Source organism: Streptomyces sp. (genome assembly GCF_031181555.1).
Classification (GTDB): domain Bacteria; phylum Actinomycetota; class Actinomycetes; order Streptomycetales; family Streptomycetaceae; genus Streptomyces; species Streptomyces fimbriatus.
This window is the reverse complement of the sequence record NZ_JAPSKQ010000012.1, coordinates 4972-20449: the sequence shown is the minus strand read 5'-3', so window position 1 is coordinate 20449 and position 15478 is coordinate 4972. Positions and strand designations below refer to the sequence as shown.

Sequence of the window (15478 nt, the reverse complement as noted above, 5' to 3'; positions counted from 1 at the left end):
TCGCCCTGCTCGTGGTCTCCGTCTGGCACATCCGCCGCGCGGCCGAGCAGGAGGTGACCGCCCAGCAGACGGTCACCGCGCACGAACGCTCCCGGCGCACGCTGCTGGAGGAGCGCACCACCATCGCCCGCGAGCTGCACGACGTGGTCGCCCACCACATGTCGGTCGTCGCCATCCAGGCCGAGGCCGCCCCCTACCGGGTGGAGAACCCGCCGCCGGAGCTGGAGCGCGCCTTCGTCACCATCCGCGAGAACGCGGTGGCCGCCCTCACCGAGCTGCGCCGGGTCCTCGGCGTGGTCCGCGCCGAGGACTACGAGGCCCCGGACGCCCCCCAGCCCACCCTCGCCGACCTGGACGCCCTGCTCGCCAACGTGCGCGACGCCGGGCTGGAGGTGGAGAAGGCGACGACCGGAGCGGTGCGCGAACTGCCGCAGGGCGTGGAGCTGTCGGCGTACCGGATCGTGCAGGAGGCGCTGAGCAACAGCCTCAGGCACGCGCCCGGCGCGAGCGCCCGGGTCGAGATCTCCTACGTCCTCGGCGGGCTCGGCCTGCGCGTGGTCAACGGCCCGATGCCCGAACCGTCCCTCGTCAAGCCCTCGCCCGGCGCCGGGCACGGCATCACCGGCATGCGCGAGCGGGTCACCATGCTGAACGGCGAGATGACGGCGGGCCCGACGGACGAGGGGGGTTACGAGGTGACGGTGTTCCTGCCGGTCACGGCGGCTCCGATCGAAGGTGACGCATGACCATCCGGGTGCTGGTCGCCGACGACCAGATGATGGTGCGCGAGGGCTTCTCGGTCCTGCTGAACGCGATGCCGGACATCGAGGTCGTCGGCGAGGCCGTCAACGGCCGTCAGGCGGTGGAGCGGGTCCGCGAACTCGCCCCCGACGTGGTCCTGATGGACATCCGCATGCCCGAGCTGAACGGCATCGAGGCGACGCGGGAGATCGTCGCCGCGGACGGCGCGGCGAAGGTGCTGGTGCTGACCACCTTCGACCTCGACGAGTACGTCTACCAGGCACTGCGCGCCGGCGCCTCCGGCTTCCTGCTCAAGGACGCCTCGGCCCGCCGGCTCGCCGACGGGGTGCGGGTCGTCGCCGCCGGGGAGGCGCTGCTCGCCCCGTCGGTGACCAAGCGGCTGATCACCGAGTTCTCCAGGCTGTCCGAGGCCCCGCGCCCGATGCCGTCCGCGCAGGCGGCGTACGGCGATCTGACCGGGCGGGAGACCGAGGTGCTGGTGCTCGTCGCGCAGGGCCTGTCGAACGCGGAGATCGCCGAACGGCTGGTGGTCGCCGAGTCCACGATCAAGACGCACGTGAGCCGCATCCTGGTGAAGCTGGGGCTGCGCGACCGCACCCAGGCGGCGGTGTTCGCGTACGAGGCACGGCTGGTGACACCGGGCTGACGGGTGGGGGCGCCCGGCGCACGGCACGGTGGGCGGCGGGAGCCGGCGGGGGACGGGGACGCCCGCCCCCGCCGGCGGGGGACCCTCACATGGCGAGCAGGGCGCGGCGGGCGATGCCGGTGTCCGTCAGCGGCCTGAGCACCAGGCGGACCAGTGCGAGGGCGTTGTCGTCGCCGGCGATGCGGTTGGCGCTCAGCTCGCCGCAGGACCGGCACTGATGGATGATCATCCACTCGCCGTCCGGCCGGGCCGAGACGCCGAGGGCCTCCATCCGGCCGCGGCAGTCCGAGCCCCGGTCGCCCGGTGTCCGCCGGTCGACGTGGAGGCTGGCCAGGCAGTGCGGGCAGTGGTTGCGGTGCGCGGTGCCCGGGGCGTCCAGGGGGACGTCGAGGCGGCAGTGCACGCAGCGGAAGTCGTGCGCCCGGTGCCCGCCCCGGCCGTGCAGGACGTCCTTGTGCCGCTGGGGCCGCCGGTCCTGGCCGCGCCCGCGTGCGTGGGTGCGTCGTGGCATGGTGCCTTCCCTCCTTCCGGCCCGGTCAGAGGGTGCCGAACGCTTCGAGCGGGAACGGCGGCTGGGCGAGCGGACGGACGGCCATCCGCATCAGGATGAGCTGGTTGTCGTCCGCGCAGACCGGGTTCGAGGTCAGCTCGTCGCAGCGTACGCAGCGGTGGACGACCATCCAGTCACCGGTGCGCAGCACCGCGATGGCGATCGGGGACATCCGCCCGTGGCACCGGCTCGGGCCGCCCTCCACGTGGTCGAGGACGTGCCGGGAGTGCAGGCACGACGGACAGTGGTTGCGCCGTGTGCCGTCGGCGGCGACGGCGGACACGGTCAGACCGCACCACGCGCAGGCGAAGGTGTCGATCTGCAGGATGTTGTGGGTGGTGTTGTCGGACACCCGGGGTGCTCCTTGCCGAGAAGTCGGTCATGACAGCGGGAGCAGGCCGAGCGGCCTCGACGGCCGGGCACCGGAAACGCACGTCCGGCAGCCGCGCTCAGGGCGGCGGAAGGGCCGGACGGTCAGGCGGTCGGACGAGGCGCACTCGGCGCGGTCCGGGACATCAAGACACCCTCTTCAGGGGCACGGAGCCCCGGGTCGGAACGGTCGGAGGAGGTGAGGCTAGCAAGGCCCCGGCGGTGCGCGTCAACGCGTTTTCCCGGCGCCGCGCGGCGGCCGGGGAGCCGTCGGCCGCGGGCGGGGGGCCTGGGCACCGGGTCCGCCGAGGACTTATCGTCCGTCCATGACGGCTGCCTCCGACCTCGCGTTCGACCCGTGGGACCCCGCTTTCGTCGCCGACCCGTACCCGGCCTACGCCGAGCTGCGGGAACGGGGCCGGGTGCACTTCTTCGAGCCGACGAACCAGTGGCTGGTCCCGCACCACGCCGACGTCTCGGCGCTGCTGCGCGACCGGCGCCTGGGCCGCACGTATCTGCACCGCTTCCGCCACGAGGAGTTCGGCCGGACGGCCCCGCCGCCGGAGCACGAGCCGTTCCACACCCTCAACGACCACGGCATGCTCGACCTGGAACCGCCGGACCACACCCGCATCCGGCGCCTGGTGTCGAAGGCGTTCACCCCGCGCACGGTGGAGCGCCTCAAGCCGTACGTCCGGCAGCTGGCGGGGGACCTGGTGGCCGCGCTCGTCGAGGCGGGCGGCGGCGACCTGCTGCGGGACGTGGCCGAACCGCTGCCGGTCGCGGTGATCGCCGAGATGCTGGGCATCCCGGAGGCCGACCGCGCCCCGCTGCGCCCCTGGTCGGCGGACATCTGCGGGATGTACGAGCTGAACCCGTCCGAGGAGGCGGCGGCCAGGGCGGTCCGGGCGTCGGTCGAGTTCTCCGACTACCTCCGGGACCTGATCGCCCAGCGCCGCGAGAACCCCGGCGACGACCTGATCTCCGGCCTGATCGCCGCCCACGACGAGGACGACCGGCTCACCGAGCAGGAGATGGTCTCCACCTGCGTCCTGCTGCTGAACGCGGGCCACGAGGCGACGGTGAACGCCACGGTCAACGGCTGGTGGGCCCTGTTCCGCAACCCGGACCAGCTGGCCGCCCTGCGCGCCGACCACTCCCTGGTCCCGTCCGCCGTCGAGGAGCTGATGCGCTACGACACCCCGCTGCAGCTCTTCGAGCGCTGGGTCCTGGACGAGATCGAGATCGACGGCACGGTGATCCCGAGGGGCGCGGAGATCGCGATGCTCTTCGGCTCCGCCAATCACGACCCGGCGGTCTTCGCCGGCCCGGAACGCCTGGACCTCACCCGCCGGGACAACCCCCACATCTCCTTCAGCGCCGGCATCCACTACTGCATCGGCGCCCCGCTGGCCCGCATCGAACTCGCGGCGTCCATGACGGCGTTGCTGGAGAAGGCCCCCACCCTGGCCCTGGCCCGGGAGCCGAGGCGCAGGCCGAACTTCGTGATCCGGGGACTGGAGGGGCTGGCGGTCGAGGTCTGAGCCGCCGGCCCCCACCGTGCCGGGGCCCCTGCCGCCGGGGGCACGTCCCGTCGGGCAGGGGCCGCGGCGCGGCTACTTCGTCTCCAGGTCCCGCCGCCGCAGGCCCGCCAGGCCCAGCCACACCAGGCCGGCGGCGACGAGGGTCAGCAGGAGCAGCGGGGTCCAGTCCATGTCCGCGGCGGGGAGCCGGGGGACATGGCCGAACGGGGAGAGGTTGTTCATCCAGTCCGGGAACCGGAGGATCTGGCCGAGGTAGCCGACCACGAAGGCGTACACCGGCACGGCCCAGGCCGCCGCGCTCGCCCGCGGGAACCAGCCGAAGAGCACCACGGCCACGCCGACCGTGACCCACAGGGCGGGCGCGTACGCGAGGGCCGCCCCCGCCAGCTCCGGGAGCAGGCCGCCGTCACCGGTCGAGGCCGCGCCCGAGACGCCGAAGCCGAGCCCGGCCAGCAGCAGCACGAACGTACCGCCGCCCATGGCCACGGCCAGGTGGCCGCCGGCCCAGCGGGCGCGCGAGAGGCCCGTGGCGAGCAGGGGTTCGGCGCGGCCCGCCGTCTCCTCGGAGCGGGGCCGCAGGGCCGCCATGACCGCGTACACCGCCGCCACGACCGTGAGGACGACCATGACCATGGAGGCGAAGGACTCGGCGACACCGGCCCCGCCGATGCGGTCCAGGGCCTCCTGGAGCTGGTCGATGTCCTTCAGCATGTCCTCGGCGTCCCCGAGGATCGACCCGTACATCGCGCCCATCAGGAACAGGCCCGCACCGAAGCCGGCCAGCATGCCGCGGTGCAGCCGCAGGGCGAAGCCGAGCGGGGTGGCGAGCGCGTCGGAGGCCGTGGGGCTGCCCAGCTTCTCCGGGCGCAGGCCCGCGCCCACGTCCCGCCGGGTGGAGAGCACGAAGCCCGCCGCCGCGCACGCCGCCGCGAGCGCCAGGCAGAGCAGCAGCGGCCACCAGCGGTTGTCGACGTACGGGTAGCTGCGCTGCACCCAGCCGATCGGGGACAGCCAGGACAGGGCGCCGTTCCCGCCGCTGTCACCGGCGGCGCGCAGCACGTAGGCGACGCCGATGACCGCGAGCGCCATGCCGGACGCGCCGCGCGCGTGCGCGGTGACCTGGGCGGTGACCGCGGCGACGGCGGCGAAGACGAGGCCGGCGGCGGCGTGGTCGAAGCCGTAGAGCAGCGAGCCCGCCGCGTCGACGCCCTCCAGTCCCATGCCGGCCAGGCCGAGGGCCAGCAGCAGCGCCAGGGCGAGGTTGGCCAGGACCGCGACGGACAGGGCGGCGGCGAGGTGGGCGTGGCGGCCCACGACGGTCGAGCGCACCAGCTCGGCGCGGCCGGTCTCCTCCTCGGCGCGGGTGTGCCGGGTGACGACCAGCACGCTCATGAGGCCGACGAGGACGGCCGTGAAGCCGAGCATCTGGTGGCCCAGCATGGAACCGAAGGTGTAGTCGTCGAGGTAGTGGCGGGGGCCGGACATGGCGAGGCCGGCCGGGCTGTCCATGGTCCTGACGGCGTTCGCCCGGTCCTCCGGGTCGCCGTACAGCGTCTCGAAGTTGCCCGCCGTGACGAGCGTGCCGAGGAACAGGGCCAGGATCCACACCGGGAGCCGGATCCGGTCCCGGCGCAGGGCGAAGCGGATCAGCGTCCGGGTCCCGGCCAGCGCGTTGCCGCCCGCGACCGGTCCGGCGGGCGCCGGGGCCTCGGGGGTGGCGGTCGCGGTGGTCATCGCGGTTCTCCGTCCGTGCCCGGTCCGGTGCCGTGCCCGTTGGCGGCGAGTTCGTCGCCGTAGTGGCGGAGCATCAGCTCCTCCAGGGTCGGCGGGTGGCTGATGAGGCTGCGGATGCCGAACTCGGTGAGCTTGCGGACCGCCGCGTCGACCCGGCCGCCGTCGACGGCGAAACGGACCCGGCCGCCGGCCTCGTCGAGGGTCCGCAGGTCATGGATGCCGGGCAGGCCGTCCAGGCCGGTGGCGGGCCGCTCGGTCTCCGCCTCGATGGTGGTGCGGGTCAGGTGGCGCAGCTCGCCGAGGGTGCCGGACTGGACGGTGCGCCCCAGCCGGACGATGCTCACGCGGTCGGCGAGCTTCTCCACCTGGGCCAGGATGTGGCTGGAGAGCAGGACGGTCCTGCCGGCCGCCTTGGCCTCGCCGATGACGTCCTGGAAGACGACCTCCATGAGCGGGTCCAGTCCCGCGGTCGGCTCGTCGAGGAGCAGCAGCTCGGCGTCGGAGGCGAGCGCGGCGACGATGGCGACCTTCTGGCGGTTGCCCTTGGAGTAGGCGCGGCCCTTCTTGGTCGGGTCCAGGTCGAAGCGCTCGATGAGCTCGGCGCGCCGCTTCCTGTCCAGGCCGCCGCGCAGCCGCGCCAGCAGGTCGATGGCCTCGCCGCCGGTGAGGCCCGGCCACAGTTCGACGTCGCCGGGGACGTAGGCGAGGCGGCGGTGGAGTGCCACGGCGTCCGCCCACGGATCCTGGCCGAGCACCCGGGCGGCGCCCGAGTCGGCGCGCAGCAGGCCGAGCAGGACGCGGATGGTGGTGGACTTCCCGGCGCCGTTGGGGCCGAGGAAGCCGTGGACCTCGCCGGACTCGACGTCCAGGTCGAGGCCGTCGAGCGCGTGCGTGCGGCCGAACGACTTGTGGAGTCCGGAGACACTGATGGCCTTCGTCATGCTTCGGAACGTACGCTTCTTTCAGAATTTTGTGAAGTTAAGGAAGCGTATGAATCGGCGGCTAGACTGGCGAATGCTGTCTGAGCAGGGGAGATGATCGGGTGATGGCGGAACCGGGCGGGCCGGTCCGGGACCCGGAGACGGTCTCGCGGTTCGTGGAGCACTTCGCGGCGCAGCTGGTGGAGGCCGGGCTGCCGCGGATGCCCGCGCGCGTCTTCGCCGCCCTGCTCGCGTCCGACACGGGGGTGCTGACCTCCGCCGAGCTGGGCGAGCAGCTCAAGATCTCACCGGCCGCGGTCTCCGGCGCGGTGCGCTACCTGGCGCAGCAGCACATGGTCTCCCGCGAGCGGGAGCCCGGCTCGCGCCGGGAGCGGTACCGGGTGCACGGCGACCAGTGGTACGAGGCCCTCACCAACCGCGAGGCCGTCATCCGGCGCTGGGAGGACGCCCTGCGCGAGGGCGTCACCAGCCTGGGCGCGGACACGCCGGCGGGCCGCCGGCTGGCGGAGACGCTGGCCTTCTTCGAGTTCGTCGAGAAGGAGGTCCAGACGATGATGGAGCGCTGGCGGGCGTACCGGGAGGAGCGGTTCGGCCGGGGCTGAAACCGTCAGGCGCGCGCGGAGCGCGTCGGCCACCGGCCCCGGGCCGGACGGGATCCGACGCGTTCCCCGTGGACCCGGATGTGGCCGAGGGGCGTCCCGGACGCGGCGTGCCCCGGGTTCCACACCGGCTCACCGTTCACCTCCCGGTACCGGCTCACGGCCCGTTCCTCCCCACCCGGTCCACGGCCCCGCGGGGTGACCGGACCGCTGATCCCGGCGCCCCGGGCTCTCCCGCTCACCGGTCCGGCAGCACCAGCCCCAGGGCCGCCTCCTGCACCGTCCACGTCCGGGTCCGCACCGGTCCCGACACGACCGCGTCCGCCCGGTACCGGAAGTGCGCGCCCGACACGGTCACCGTGCGGCCCTCGGCCGTCAGCGGGGACGCCTCCGCGCCCACCGACGCCGGCCGCACCTCGACCCGGGCCGCCCCGAAGGCGCCGGGGACGACCGACACGGCCCGCACCGGCTGGTGCAGGTCGACGAGCGTCTCCCCGTCGACCTCCACCAGCAGCCGCGCGGGCCCCGACTCGGGAGCGGCGACGGTCCCGGACGGCCGGGGCGGCACCAGGGTCCGCACGAGGGACCGGCAGGTCCGCAGCCAGGGACGCCCCACCGCGGCCTCCCGCGCCGGCACCGCCCCGAGGGGCGGGATCCGCACCGCACCGAGCACCACGCCGTCGCTGTCGTCCACCAGCAGGTCCATCCGCCGCTCGGCCCCGTCCAGCACGGCCCGCGCCGCGGCCACCGCACCCATCGGCACCCCCAGCGACCGGGCGAGGTTCAGCGCGCCCCCGACCGGCACGAGCGACAGGGCGCAGGCGGCCAGTTCCCGCCGGCGGTGCAGCAGCCCGACCGCCCGCACCAGGGCGCGGTCGTCCCCGATCACCACCGGCCGCCGCGACCCGCGCCGGGCCAGTGCCCGGGCGAACTCCTCCGGCCCGTCCGGCAGGCACAGCTTCGTCGGCGCACCCGCGCTGAGCACGTCTTTCGCGATGCGCACGGACTCGCCGTCCCTGCGACGGGCGACCGGATCGATGACCACCAGGAGCTGATCGGACGTCGCGGAAGTCGCCACCTCGGCCATGCCTCGCTTCCTCGGGTAGCATCTTTGTGCAAGAGCCCCTTGCGCTATTGCGCCAGGGGCTTCGTCTATTCCGGGGCATCCGGTCCGACGGTTGGCGGCCAACGGTGGTCGCGGTGCACGCGGCGGAGATCCTCCGTGTGCGCCCCTGACCCTGGACATGCCCCGCCCGGAAGGGGTGTACGCGCGTGCCCGCACTTGTGCTGCTCGGTGCTCAGTGGGGTGACGAAGGCAAGGGAAAGGCGACGGACCTGCTCGGTGGTTCCGTCGACTACGTGGTGCGCTACCAGGGCGGCAACAACGCCGGCCACACGGTAGTCGTGGGTGATCAGAAGTACGCCCTCCACCTGCTCCCTTCCGGAATCCTGTCTCCCGGCTGCACGCCGGTCATCGGCAACGGCGTCGTCGTCGACCCCTCCGTCCTGCTCTCCGAGCTGAGCGGGCTGAACGAGCGCGGCGTCGACACGTCCAAGCTCCTGATCAGCGGCAACGCCCACATCATCACGCCGTACAACGTGACGGTGGACAAGGTGACCGAGCGCTTCCTCGGCAAGCGCAAGATCGGCACGACGGGCCGGGGCATCGGCCCGACCTACGCCGACAAGATCAACCGCGTCGGCATCCGCGTCCAGGACCTGTACGACGAGTCGATCCTCACCCAGAAGGTCGAGGCGGCCCTCGACGTCAAGAACCAGATCCTCACCAAGCTCTACAACCGCCGCGCCATCGCGGTGAACCAGGTGGTCGAGGAGCTGCTGGGCTACGCGGACAAGCTGGCGCCGTACGTCGCCGACACCGTGCTGGTCCTGAACCAGGCGCTGGAGCAGGACAAGGTGGTCCTCTTCGAGGGCGGCCAGGGCACGCTGCTGGACATCGACCACGGCACGTACCCCTTCGTCACCTCGTCGAACCCGACCGCGGGCGGCGCCTGCACGGGCGCCGGCGTGGGCCCGACGAAGATCAGCCGCGTCATCGGCATCCTGAAGGCGTACACGACCCGCGTCGGCGCCGGCCCGTTCCCGACGGAGCTCTTCGACGAGGACGGCGAGGCCCTGCGCCGCATCGGCGGCGAGCGCGGCGTCACCACCGGCCGTGACCGCCGCTGCGGCTGGTTCGACGCGGTCATCGCCCGCTACGCGACCCGCGTGAACGGCCTGACCGACTTCTTCCTCACCAAGCTCGACGTCCTCACCGGCTGGGAGCAGATCCCGGTCTGCGTGGCGTACGAGATCGACGGCAAGCGCGTCGAGGAGCTCCCGTACTCCCAGACCGACTTCCACCACGCGAAGCCGGTCTACGAGATGCTGCCGGGCTGGAACGAGGACATCAGCAAGGCGAAGTCCTTCTCCGACCTGCCGAAGAACGCCCAGAACTACGTCAAGGCCCTGGAGGAGATGTCCGGCGCCCCGATCTCCGCGATCGGCGTGGGTCCGGGCCGGGACGAGACGATCGAGATCAACTCGTTCCTGTAGACCGGCCGCTCCTTGTCGCGCACCCGCTTCCACCGGCGTCCTCACCCGAGGGTGCCGGTGGTTCGCATACCGGGCATATCCTGAGGTTCTACGCGTGCATCGACCGGGGAAGAAGGTGAGTGCGATGCGCGTGATGCTCAAGGCGACCCTGGACACGGAGAAGAGCAACGAAATCATCCGCAGCGGGAAGATGCCCGAGCAGGTCAAGGAGATCCTCGACCGGCTCCAGCCGGAAGCTGCCTACTTCGGTCCGCTGGGCGGGCGGCGGACGATCCTGCTGGTTCTCGACATGCAGGACAGCTCGGACGTGCCCCCGGTGGGTGAACCGTTCTTCACCCGGATGAACGCCGAGGTCGAGATGTGCCCCGTCATGAACGCGGAGGACCTGCAGAAGGGACTCTCCCGGCTGGGCTGACCCCTGCCGTCAGCTGAAGACGATCATCGACCCCTGCGCCAGGCTCCGTGTCGCCGCCGCGTGCAGGCCCAGCCAGACGTGGCGCTCGCGGGCGAAGGGGCTGGGGTCGTACGGGGCGGGGACGGCCGGCTCCTCCAGCTCGGTGGGCCCGTGCGGCGGTTCGGGGGCCGCCGGGGGGTTCGCCGGATCGATGCCGATGGACGGGGCGACGAACTCCAGCTCCCGCAGCAGGGAGTGGGAGGAGCCCAGCGGGCCTCCGCCCGCGAGGAGCGCCTCGCTGGAGAGGGGGTGCGGGAAGTCGACGGGGACGTAGGCGCCCGCGTGGTCGTAGTGCCAGACCAGGTGGGACTGCTGGGCCGTCGTCTCGAACATCTCCAGCAACTGCTCGTAGTCACCGCCCAGTTCGTCCACCGGCGTGACCGCCAGCCCGCACGCCTGGAGCAGGTACACGCGCCGCAGGAAGTGCAGCGCGTCGTAGTCGAAACCCGCGACCGGGGCGACCTCGCCGGACAGCCCCGGCATGTACTGGTACACCGGCACCGGTGGCAGCCCGGCCTCGGCGAGCACCGAGTTGTACTGCGCGAGTTCCTCGGCGAAGGGATTGTCGGGCGTGTGGCACAACACGTCGACGAGCGGTACCAGCCACAGGTCACAGGCCAAAGAGGGCTCCTCACACAGCACGGTGGTCAGGGAAGCGTATCGGCGCGGCGCGAGGGCGGCTCCCCTCGTGCAGGTCCCTTACCCAGACGAACGCGGACGACGCCGGTCCCGGCTTCCCGGCCGGAGACGACTTACTCACCACTCGTGCGCTCGATGAGCGCGAGCGCGTGCGCGTTGTACGACGCGACGATCGCGCGGGCGGAATCGACGTCACGACGCGACAGGGCGTCGACCAGGGCGGTGTGTTCGGCCCACAGCCGGCCCCGCAGATCGGGCAGCCGCCGCAGTCGCTGCACCACGCACACCCACGTCTGGACCCTGAGCCGGTGGAGGAAGTCGGTGAGGTACGGGTTGCCGAAGACGGACCCGAGCTCGCGCCAGAAGCGCAGGTCGTAGCCGATCAGGACGGTCAGGTCCCCGGCGAGGGCCGCACGCTGCGCCTCCTCGCCGCGCCGCCGGACCCCGGCGAGGGCGGCGCGGGGCTCGTCCGGTCCGAGACGCGCCAGGCGGCCGTCGGCCAGCGTGTGGAACATCCCGTCGGTCACCAGGGTGCGGGCCTCGATCATTCCGCGGAAGTCGTCCACGGAGTACTCGTGCACCTTGAATCCGCGGTGCTGGTCCGCGTCGAGCAGTCCCTGCGCGGACAGGTCGACCAGCGCCTCCCGGACCGGGGTCGCGGACACCCCGTACTGCTCGGCGATCTCCTTGACGGTGAATTCCTGCCCCGGCTGGAGCCGCCCGGCCAGCACTTCGTCACGGAGCGCGTCGGCGATCTGCTGCCGCAGGGTGCTGCGGGTCACGGCGCCGCTGCCGCTGCTGCCGGGCATGGTCGGGCGTCTCCCTCGTCGCGTTCGAATGGCGTGCGCGTACACGTCCACGAGTACGTGTATGGGCACGCCACCTTACGCGGTCGGGCGGGGCACGGCGTGTTCGAGCGGGCGGCCGGTGCGGACGGCGCCCCGTGCCCGCTCCGGCCGCCCGGTCACACCGGCTCCCGGACGGTCACTCCACGTAGCCGTCCGCCACCGACAGCGCCGCGTCCAGCACCGCCAGCCCCTCCTTCAGTTCGGCCTCGCTCGCGTTGCACGGCGGCACCACATGCGTCCGGTTCATGTTCACGAAGGGCCACACCCCGCCCTCCTTCGCGGCGGCGGCGAAGGCGGCCATCGGGGCGTTCGCCTCACCGGCCGCGTTGTACGGCACCAGCGGCTCCCGGGTCTCGCGGTTCCTGACCAGCTCCAGCGCCCAGAACATCCCGACCCCGCGCACCTCGCCCACGCAGGGGTGCCGCTCCGCCAGCTCGCGCAGCCCGGGACCGACCACGGACGCGCCGAGCCGCGCCGCGTTCTCGACGACGCCCTCCTCCGCCATCACGCCGATCGTCGCGACGGCGGCGGCGCAGGCCAGCGGGTGCCCGGAGTAGGTCAGACCGCCGGGGTACGGCCGCCGGGCGAAGGTCTCGGCGATCGCACCCGAGATGGCCACGCCGCCCAGCGGCACGTACCCGGAGTTCACGCCCTTCGCGAAGGTCATCAGGTCGGGCACCACGTCGTACAGGTCCGCCGCGAACCACTCCCCGGTCCGCCCGAACCCGGCCATGACCTCGTCCAGGACGAAGACGATCCCGTACCTGTCGCACAGCTCCCGCACGCCCGCCAGGTAACCGGCCGGCGGCGTCATGATGCCCGCGGTGCCCGGGATGGTCTCCAGGACGATCGCGGCGATCGTCGCGGGCCCCTCGAAGGCGATCGTCGTCTCCAGGTGCTCGAGCGCCCGCGCGCACTCCTGCTCCTCGGTCTCGGCGTAGAAGCGGGAGCGGTACAGGAAGGGCGCCCAGAAGTGCACGACCCCGGCCGTGCCGCTGTCGGAGGCCCAGCGGCGCGGGTCGCCGGTGAGGTTCACGGCCTGCTGGGTGCCACCGTGGTACGAGCGGTAGGCCGACAGCACCTTGGGGCGGCCCGTGTGCAGCCGGGCCATGCGTACGGCGTGCTCCACGGCGTCGGCGCCGCCGTTGGTGAAGAAGATTCTGTCCAGGTCGCCCGGCGTCCGCTCGGCGATCAGCCGCGCCGCCTCCGACCGCGCCTCGACGGCGAACGCGGGCGCGAACGTCGTCATCCGCGCCGCCTGCTCCTGGATCGCGGCGACGACCCTGGGGTGCTGGTAGCCGATGTTCGTGTAGACGAGACCGCTGGTGAAGTCGAGGTAGCGCCGGCCGTCGTAGTCCCAGAAGTACGACCCCTCCGCCCCGGCGACGGCGAGCGGGTCGATGAGCTCCTGCGCGGACCAGGAGTGGAACACGTGCGCACGGTCGGCGGCCTTCACGGCGGCCCCGGCCTCGGGGTTCGGATGAGGGGTCATGCGCCCGAGGGTAGGTCCCGGCGGCGGGCGCGCGACATCGGCGGCCTGTCTGCGGTCGGCCGCTTTCCGCGACAGGTTGTCGACGGGGGGCGGTGTCCGTCCGGGAGGCAGCCGCCGGGCGGGCGGCCGAGTCCATTGACAGCATCCTGCCTTCATGTCAGCATGCTGTCATCAACGCATCGAGCGACCAGGGAGCGGTCATGACCCGCAAGCCCGTCCATCTCGCCCTCTACGACACCTTCGCCGACTGGGAGACCGGTCACACCACCGCGCACCTCGCGCGCGCCGGGTACGAGGTCCGTACCGTCGCTCCCACCGGGGAGCCCGTCACCGGCATCGGCGGGCTGCGCGTCCTGCCCGACCTCGCGCTCGACGAACTGCGCCCCGAGGACAGTGCGCTGCTGATCCTCACCGGGGCCGACCTCTGGGACGAGGGGGACGCGCTCGCGCCCTTCGCCCGCACCGCCCGCGCCTTCCTCGACGCCGGGGTGCCCGTCGCCGCGATCTGCGGGGCCACCGCCGGGCTCGCCCGCGAGGGGCTGCTCGACGAGCGGGCGCACACCAGTGCCGCCCCCTTCTACCTGGCCGCGACCGGCTACGCGGGCGCGGAGCGGTACGTCGAGGCCGACGCCGTCACCGACGGCCTCCTCGTCACCGCCGGGCCGACCGAGCCCGTCGCCTTCGCCCGCGAGGTCTTCCGGCTGCTCGGCGCCTACGACGAGAACGTCGTCGACGCCTGGTACCGGCTGTTCCACGACTCCGACGCGGAGGCGTACGCCGAGCTCGAAAGGGCCCTGGCCCCGTGAGCCGGGAGCAGCAGGACCTGCTCAGCCGCAGTGCGCTGGGGGTCTTCCGGCTCAACGGCCAGTTCCTCGCGGCCGCCGAGGAACTGGCCCGGCCCGCCGGGCTCACCGCCGCCTGGTGGCAGGTGCTCGGCGCGGTCCTCCCCGAGCCCCTGCCCGTCTCCGGCATCGCGCGGACCATGGGCATCACCCGGCAGAGCGTGCAGCGCATCGCCGACCTGCTGGTGGAGCGCGGCCTCGCCGAGTACCGGCCCAACCCGGCCCACCGCCGCGCCAAACTCCTCGCGCCGACCGCACAGGGGCGCGCGGCGATCGACCGCATCGACCCCGGTCACGCGGCCTTCGCCGAGCGGCTGGCCCGGGCGTACGGGGAGGCCGAACTCGCCCAGGCGGTCCACGCGCTGGAACGCCTCTCCCGGGTGCTCGGCGAACTCGGCCCGCCTGTTACGGAACCGTAGACAACGCCCAGCTCACCGGGCAGCGGCCCCGCACTATCCTCGATCTGTTGCTCACTGCGGGGGGAAGGCGGCGCAACGATGGAGAAGCTCGGGCCGGGGGATCCTCAGCGCATCGGGGCGTACCGGCTGCTCGCGCGGCTCGGGGCCGGCGGCATGGGGCACGTCTACCTCGCCCGTTCCGACCGGGGACGCACCGTCGCCGTGAAGCTGGTGCGCGGGGAACTGGCCCGGCAGGAGGAGTTCCGGGCGCGCTTCCGCCAGGAGGTACGGGCCGCGCGGCAGGTCGGCGGCGACTGGACGGCACCGGTGCTGGACGCGGACACCGAGGCGCCCGTGCCCTGGGTCGCCACCGGATACGTGGCCGGACCCAGCCTCCAGCAGGTGGTCGGGCACGACCACGGCGCGCTGCCCGAGCGTTCGGTCCGCATCCTCGCGGCCGGTCTCGCGCACGCCCTGAAGGACATCCACGCCGCGGGCATCGTCCACCGCGACCTCAAGCCGTCCAACGTGCTGGTCACCATCGACGGGCCCCGCGTCATCGACTTCGGGATCGCGCGGGCGCTGCAGACCGTGACCGACGGCGGGCTCACCCGCACCGGCGCGCTCGTCGGCTCGCCCGGCTTCATGGCCCCCGAGCAGGTCCGCGGCGACCGCATCACCCCGGCCTGCGACGTCTTCTGCCTCGGCTCGGTGCTCGCCTACGCCGCCACCGGCGCGCTGCCCTTCGGCACCGCCAACAGCGGGGTGCACGCGCTGATGTTCCGCATCGCCCAGGAGGAACCCGACCTGGAGCGGGTCCCCGAGGGCCTCGCCGACCTCGTGCGCGACTGCCTGAAGAAGGACCCCGCCGCGCGGCCCGCGCTCGATGAGGTGCTGCAACGCACCGGCGCGGAGGACACCGTCGTCGACGGCCGTTCCCGCGACCCCTGGCTGCCGAGCGCCCTGGTCGCCCAACTCGGCCGGCACGCGGTGCGGTTGCTGGACACGGAGGACCCGGAGGCGCCGCCGCAGCCCGCGCCCGACGAGGTGGCGGGGCCCTCCGTCGCCCCGGCCGCCGCCGCGCCGCCGGTGCCGTCCGCGCCG

17 protein-coding genes are annotated in these 15478 nt (G+C 73.2%); 9 read left to right on the top strand and 8 right to left on the bottom strand.

The window, feature by feature from the left end:
• Together RIM90_RS04670 and RIM90_RS04665 are read left to right on the top strand one after the other, a co-directional pair.
• A partial coding sequence (locus tag RIM90_RS04670) for a histidine kinase (RefSeq protein ID WP_309059251.1) occupies positions 1 to 746 on the top strand: 746 nt, incomplete at its 5' end.
• Complete coding sequence (locus RIM90_RS04665) at positions 743 to 1408, top strand: response regulator transcription factor (RefSeq protein ID WP_309059250.1); 666 nt, start codon at positions 743 to 745, stop codon at positions 1406 to 1408. The genes RIM90_RS04670 and RIM90_RS04665, both read left to right, overlap by 4 nt.
• 85 nt (positions 1409 to 1493) lie before the next feature.
• Here RIM90_RS04665 and RIM90_RS04660 read toward each other — a convergent pair whose 3' ends face one another.
• The gene (locus RIM90_RS04660) at positions 1494 to 1919 is read right to left on the bottom strand and encodes an RNHCP domain-containing protein (protein WP_309059249.1); all 426 of its coding nucleotides are present in this window, start codon (positions 1917 to 1919) and stop codon (positions 1494 to 1496) included.
• Between the two features lie 25 nt (positions 1920 to 1944).
• Complete coding sequence (locus RIM90_RS04655; RefSeq protein WP_309059248.1) at positions 1945 to 2310, bottom strand: RNHCP domain-containing protein; 366 nt, start codon at positions 2308 to 2310, stop codon at positions 1945 to 1947.
• 343 nt (positions 2311 to 2653) lie between these two features.
• Between RIM90_RS04655 and RIM90_RS04650 the strand changes: the two genes are divergently transcribed.
• Positions 2654 to 3871: a cytochrome P450 gene (locus RIM90_RS04650; protein WP_309059247.1), complete on the top strand. Its 1218-nt coding sequence runs from the start codon at positions 2654 to 2656 to the stop codon at positions 3869 to 3871.
• Between the two features lie 72 nt (positions 3872 to 3943).
• On the opposite strand, the gene RIM90_RS04645 is transcribed toward RIM90_RS04650, so the two are convergent.
• Complete coding sequence (locus tag RIM90_RS04645) at positions 3944 to 5605, bottom strand: ABC transporter permease (protein ID WP_309059246.1); 1662 nt, start codon at positions 5603 to 5605, stop codon at positions 3944 to 3946.
• Positions 5602 to 6546, bottom strand: a complete 945-nt coding sequence (locus RIM90_RS04640) for an ABC transporter ATP-binding protein (protein WP_309059245.1) — start codon at positions 6544 to 6546, stop codon at positions 5602 to 5604. The genes RIM90_RS04645 and RIM90_RS04640 overlap by 4 nt, the downstream gene beginning before the upstream one ends.
• Before the next feature lie 104 nt (positions 6547 to 6650).
• On the opposite strand from RIM90_RS04640, the gene RIM90_RS04635 reads away from it, so the two are divergent.
• Positions 6651 to 7148 carry a MarR family transcriptional regulator gene (locus tag RIM90_RS04635; RefSeq protein ID WP_309059244.1) on the top strand — a complete coding sequence of 166 codons (498 nt, stop codon included), beginning with the start codon at positions 6651 to 6653 and terminating at the stop codon, positions 7146 to 7148.
• Between the two features lie 235 nt (positions 7149 to 7383).
• Here RIM90_RS04635 and RIM90_RS04630 read toward each other — a convergent pair whose 3' ends face one another.
• The gene (locus RIM90_RS04630; protein ID WP_309059243.1) at positions 7384 to 8232 is read right to left on the bottom strand and encodes a diacylglycerol kinase family protein; all 849 of its coding nucleotides are present in this window, start codon (positions 8230 to 8232) and stop codon (positions 7384 to 7386) included.
• A gap of 185 nt (positions 8233 to 8417) precedes the next feature.
• Between RIM90_RS04630 and RIM90_RS04625 the strand changes: the two genes are divergently transcribed.
• Both RIM90_RS04625 and RIM90_RS04620 read left to right on the top strand, forming a co-directional pair.
• On the top strand, positions 8418 to 9701 hold the full coding sequence (locus tag RIM90_RS04625) for an adenylosuccinate synthase (protein WP_309059242.1): 1284 nt from the start codon (positions 8418 to 8420) through the stop codon (positions 9699 to 9701).
• Positions 9702 to 9825: 124 nt separating this feature from the next.
• Positions 9826 to 10116, top strand: a complete 291-nt coding sequence (locus RIM90_RS04620) for a hypothetical protein (protein ID WP_309059241.1) — start codon at positions 9826 to 9828, stop codon at positions 10114 to 10116.
• 9 nt (positions 10117 to 10125) lie between these two features.
• Here the strand turns inward: RIM90_RS04620 and RIM90_RS04615 are convergent, their stop codons facing one another.
• The 3 genes from RIM90_RS04615 to RIM90_RS04605 all read right to left on the bottom strand — a co-directional run bounded on the left by RIM90_RS04615 (position 10126) and on the right by RIM90_RS04605 (position 13134).
• A complete protein-coding gene (locus RIM90_RS04615) occupies positions 10126 to 10776 on the bottom strand; it encodes a hypothetical protein (protein WP_309059240.1) in 651 nt (216 codons plus the stop codon).
• 131 nt (positions 10777 to 10907) lie between these two features.
• Entirely contained in the window at positions 10908 to 11603 is a 696-nt protein-coding gene (locus RIM90_RS04610; RefSeq protein WP_309059239.1) for a GntR family transcriptional regulator, read from the bottom strand.
• A 175-nt stretch (positions 11604 to 11778) separates the two neighbouring features.
• On the bottom strand, positions 11779 to 13134 hold the full coding sequence (locus tag RIM90_RS04605) for an aspartate aminotransferase family protein (protein WP_309059238.1): 1356 nt from the start codon (positions 13132 to 13134) through the stop codon (positions 11779 to 11781).
• A 200-nt stretch (positions 13135 to 13334) separates the two neighbouring features.
• On the opposite strand from RIM90_RS04605, the gene RIM90_RS04600 reads away from it, so the two are divergent.
• From RIM90_RS04600 to RIM90_RS04590, 3 genes are all read left to right on the top strand, one after another.
• Entirely contained in the window at positions 13335 to 13940 is a 606-nt protein-coding gene (locus RIM90_RS04600; RefSeq protein WP_309059237.1) for a type 1 glutamine amidotransferase family protein, read from the top strand.
• Entirely contained in the window at positions 13937 to 14395 is a 459-nt protein-coding gene (locus tag RIM90_RS04595) for a MarR family transcriptional regulator (protein ID WP_309059236.1), read from the top strand. The genes RIM90_RS04600 and RIM90_RS04595 overlap by 4 nt, the downstream gene beginning before the upstream one ends.
• A gap of 78 nt (positions 14396 to 14473) precedes the next feature.
• A partial coding sequence (locus tag RIM90_RS04590) for a serine/threonine-protein kinase (protein ID WP_309059235.1) occupies positions 14474 to 15478 on the top strand: 1005 nt, incomplete at its 3' end.

Bases quoted from the DNA above. Each gene is read 5' to 3' on its own strand.
- RIM90_RS04665 (WP_309059250.1), top strand. From the start codon at position 743: ATGACCATCCGGGTGCTGGTCGCCGACGACCAGATGATGGTGCGCGAG.
- RIM90_RS04660 (WP_309059249.1), bottom strand. From the start codon at position 1,919: ATGCCACGACGCACCCACGCACGCGGGCGCGGCCAGGACCGGCGGCCC.
- RIM90_RS04650 (WP_309059247.1), top strand. From the start codon at position 2,654: ATGACGGCTGCCTCCGACCTCGCGTTCGACCCGTGGGACCCCGCTTTC.
- RIM90_RS04645 (WP_309059246.1), bottom strand. From the start codon at position 5,605: ATGACCACCGCGACCGCCACCCCCGAGGCCCCGGCGCCCGCCGGACCG.
- RIM90_RS04640 (WP_309059245.1), bottom strand. From the start codon at position 6,546: ATGACGAAGGCCATCAGTGTCTCCGGACTCCACAAGTCGTTCGGCCGC.
- RIM90_RS04635 (WP_309059244.1), top strand. From the start codon at position 6,651: ATGGCGGAACCGGGCGGGCCGGTCCGGGACCCGGAGACGGTCTCGCGG.
- RIM90_RS04630 (WP_309059243.1), bottom strand. From the start codon at position 8,232: ATGGCCGAGGTGGCGACTTCCGCGACGTCCGATCAGCTCCTGGTGGTC.
- RIM90_RS04620 (WP_309059241.1), top strand. From the start codon at position 9,826: ATGCGCGTGATGCTCAAGGCGACCCTGGACACGGAGAAGAGCAACGAA.
- RIM90_RS04610 (WP_309059239.1), bottom strand. From the start codon at position 11,603: ATGCCCGGCAGCAGCGGCAGCGGCGCCGTGACCCGCAGCACCCTGCGG.
- RIM90_RS04605 (WP_309059238.1), bottom strand. From the start codon at position 13,134: ATGACCCCTCATCCGAACCCCGAGGCCGGGGCCGCCGTGAAGGCCGCC.
- RIM90_RS04600 (WP_309059237.1), top strand. From the start codon at position 13,335: ATGACCCGCAAGCCCGTCCATCTCGCCCTCTACGACACCTTCGCCGAC.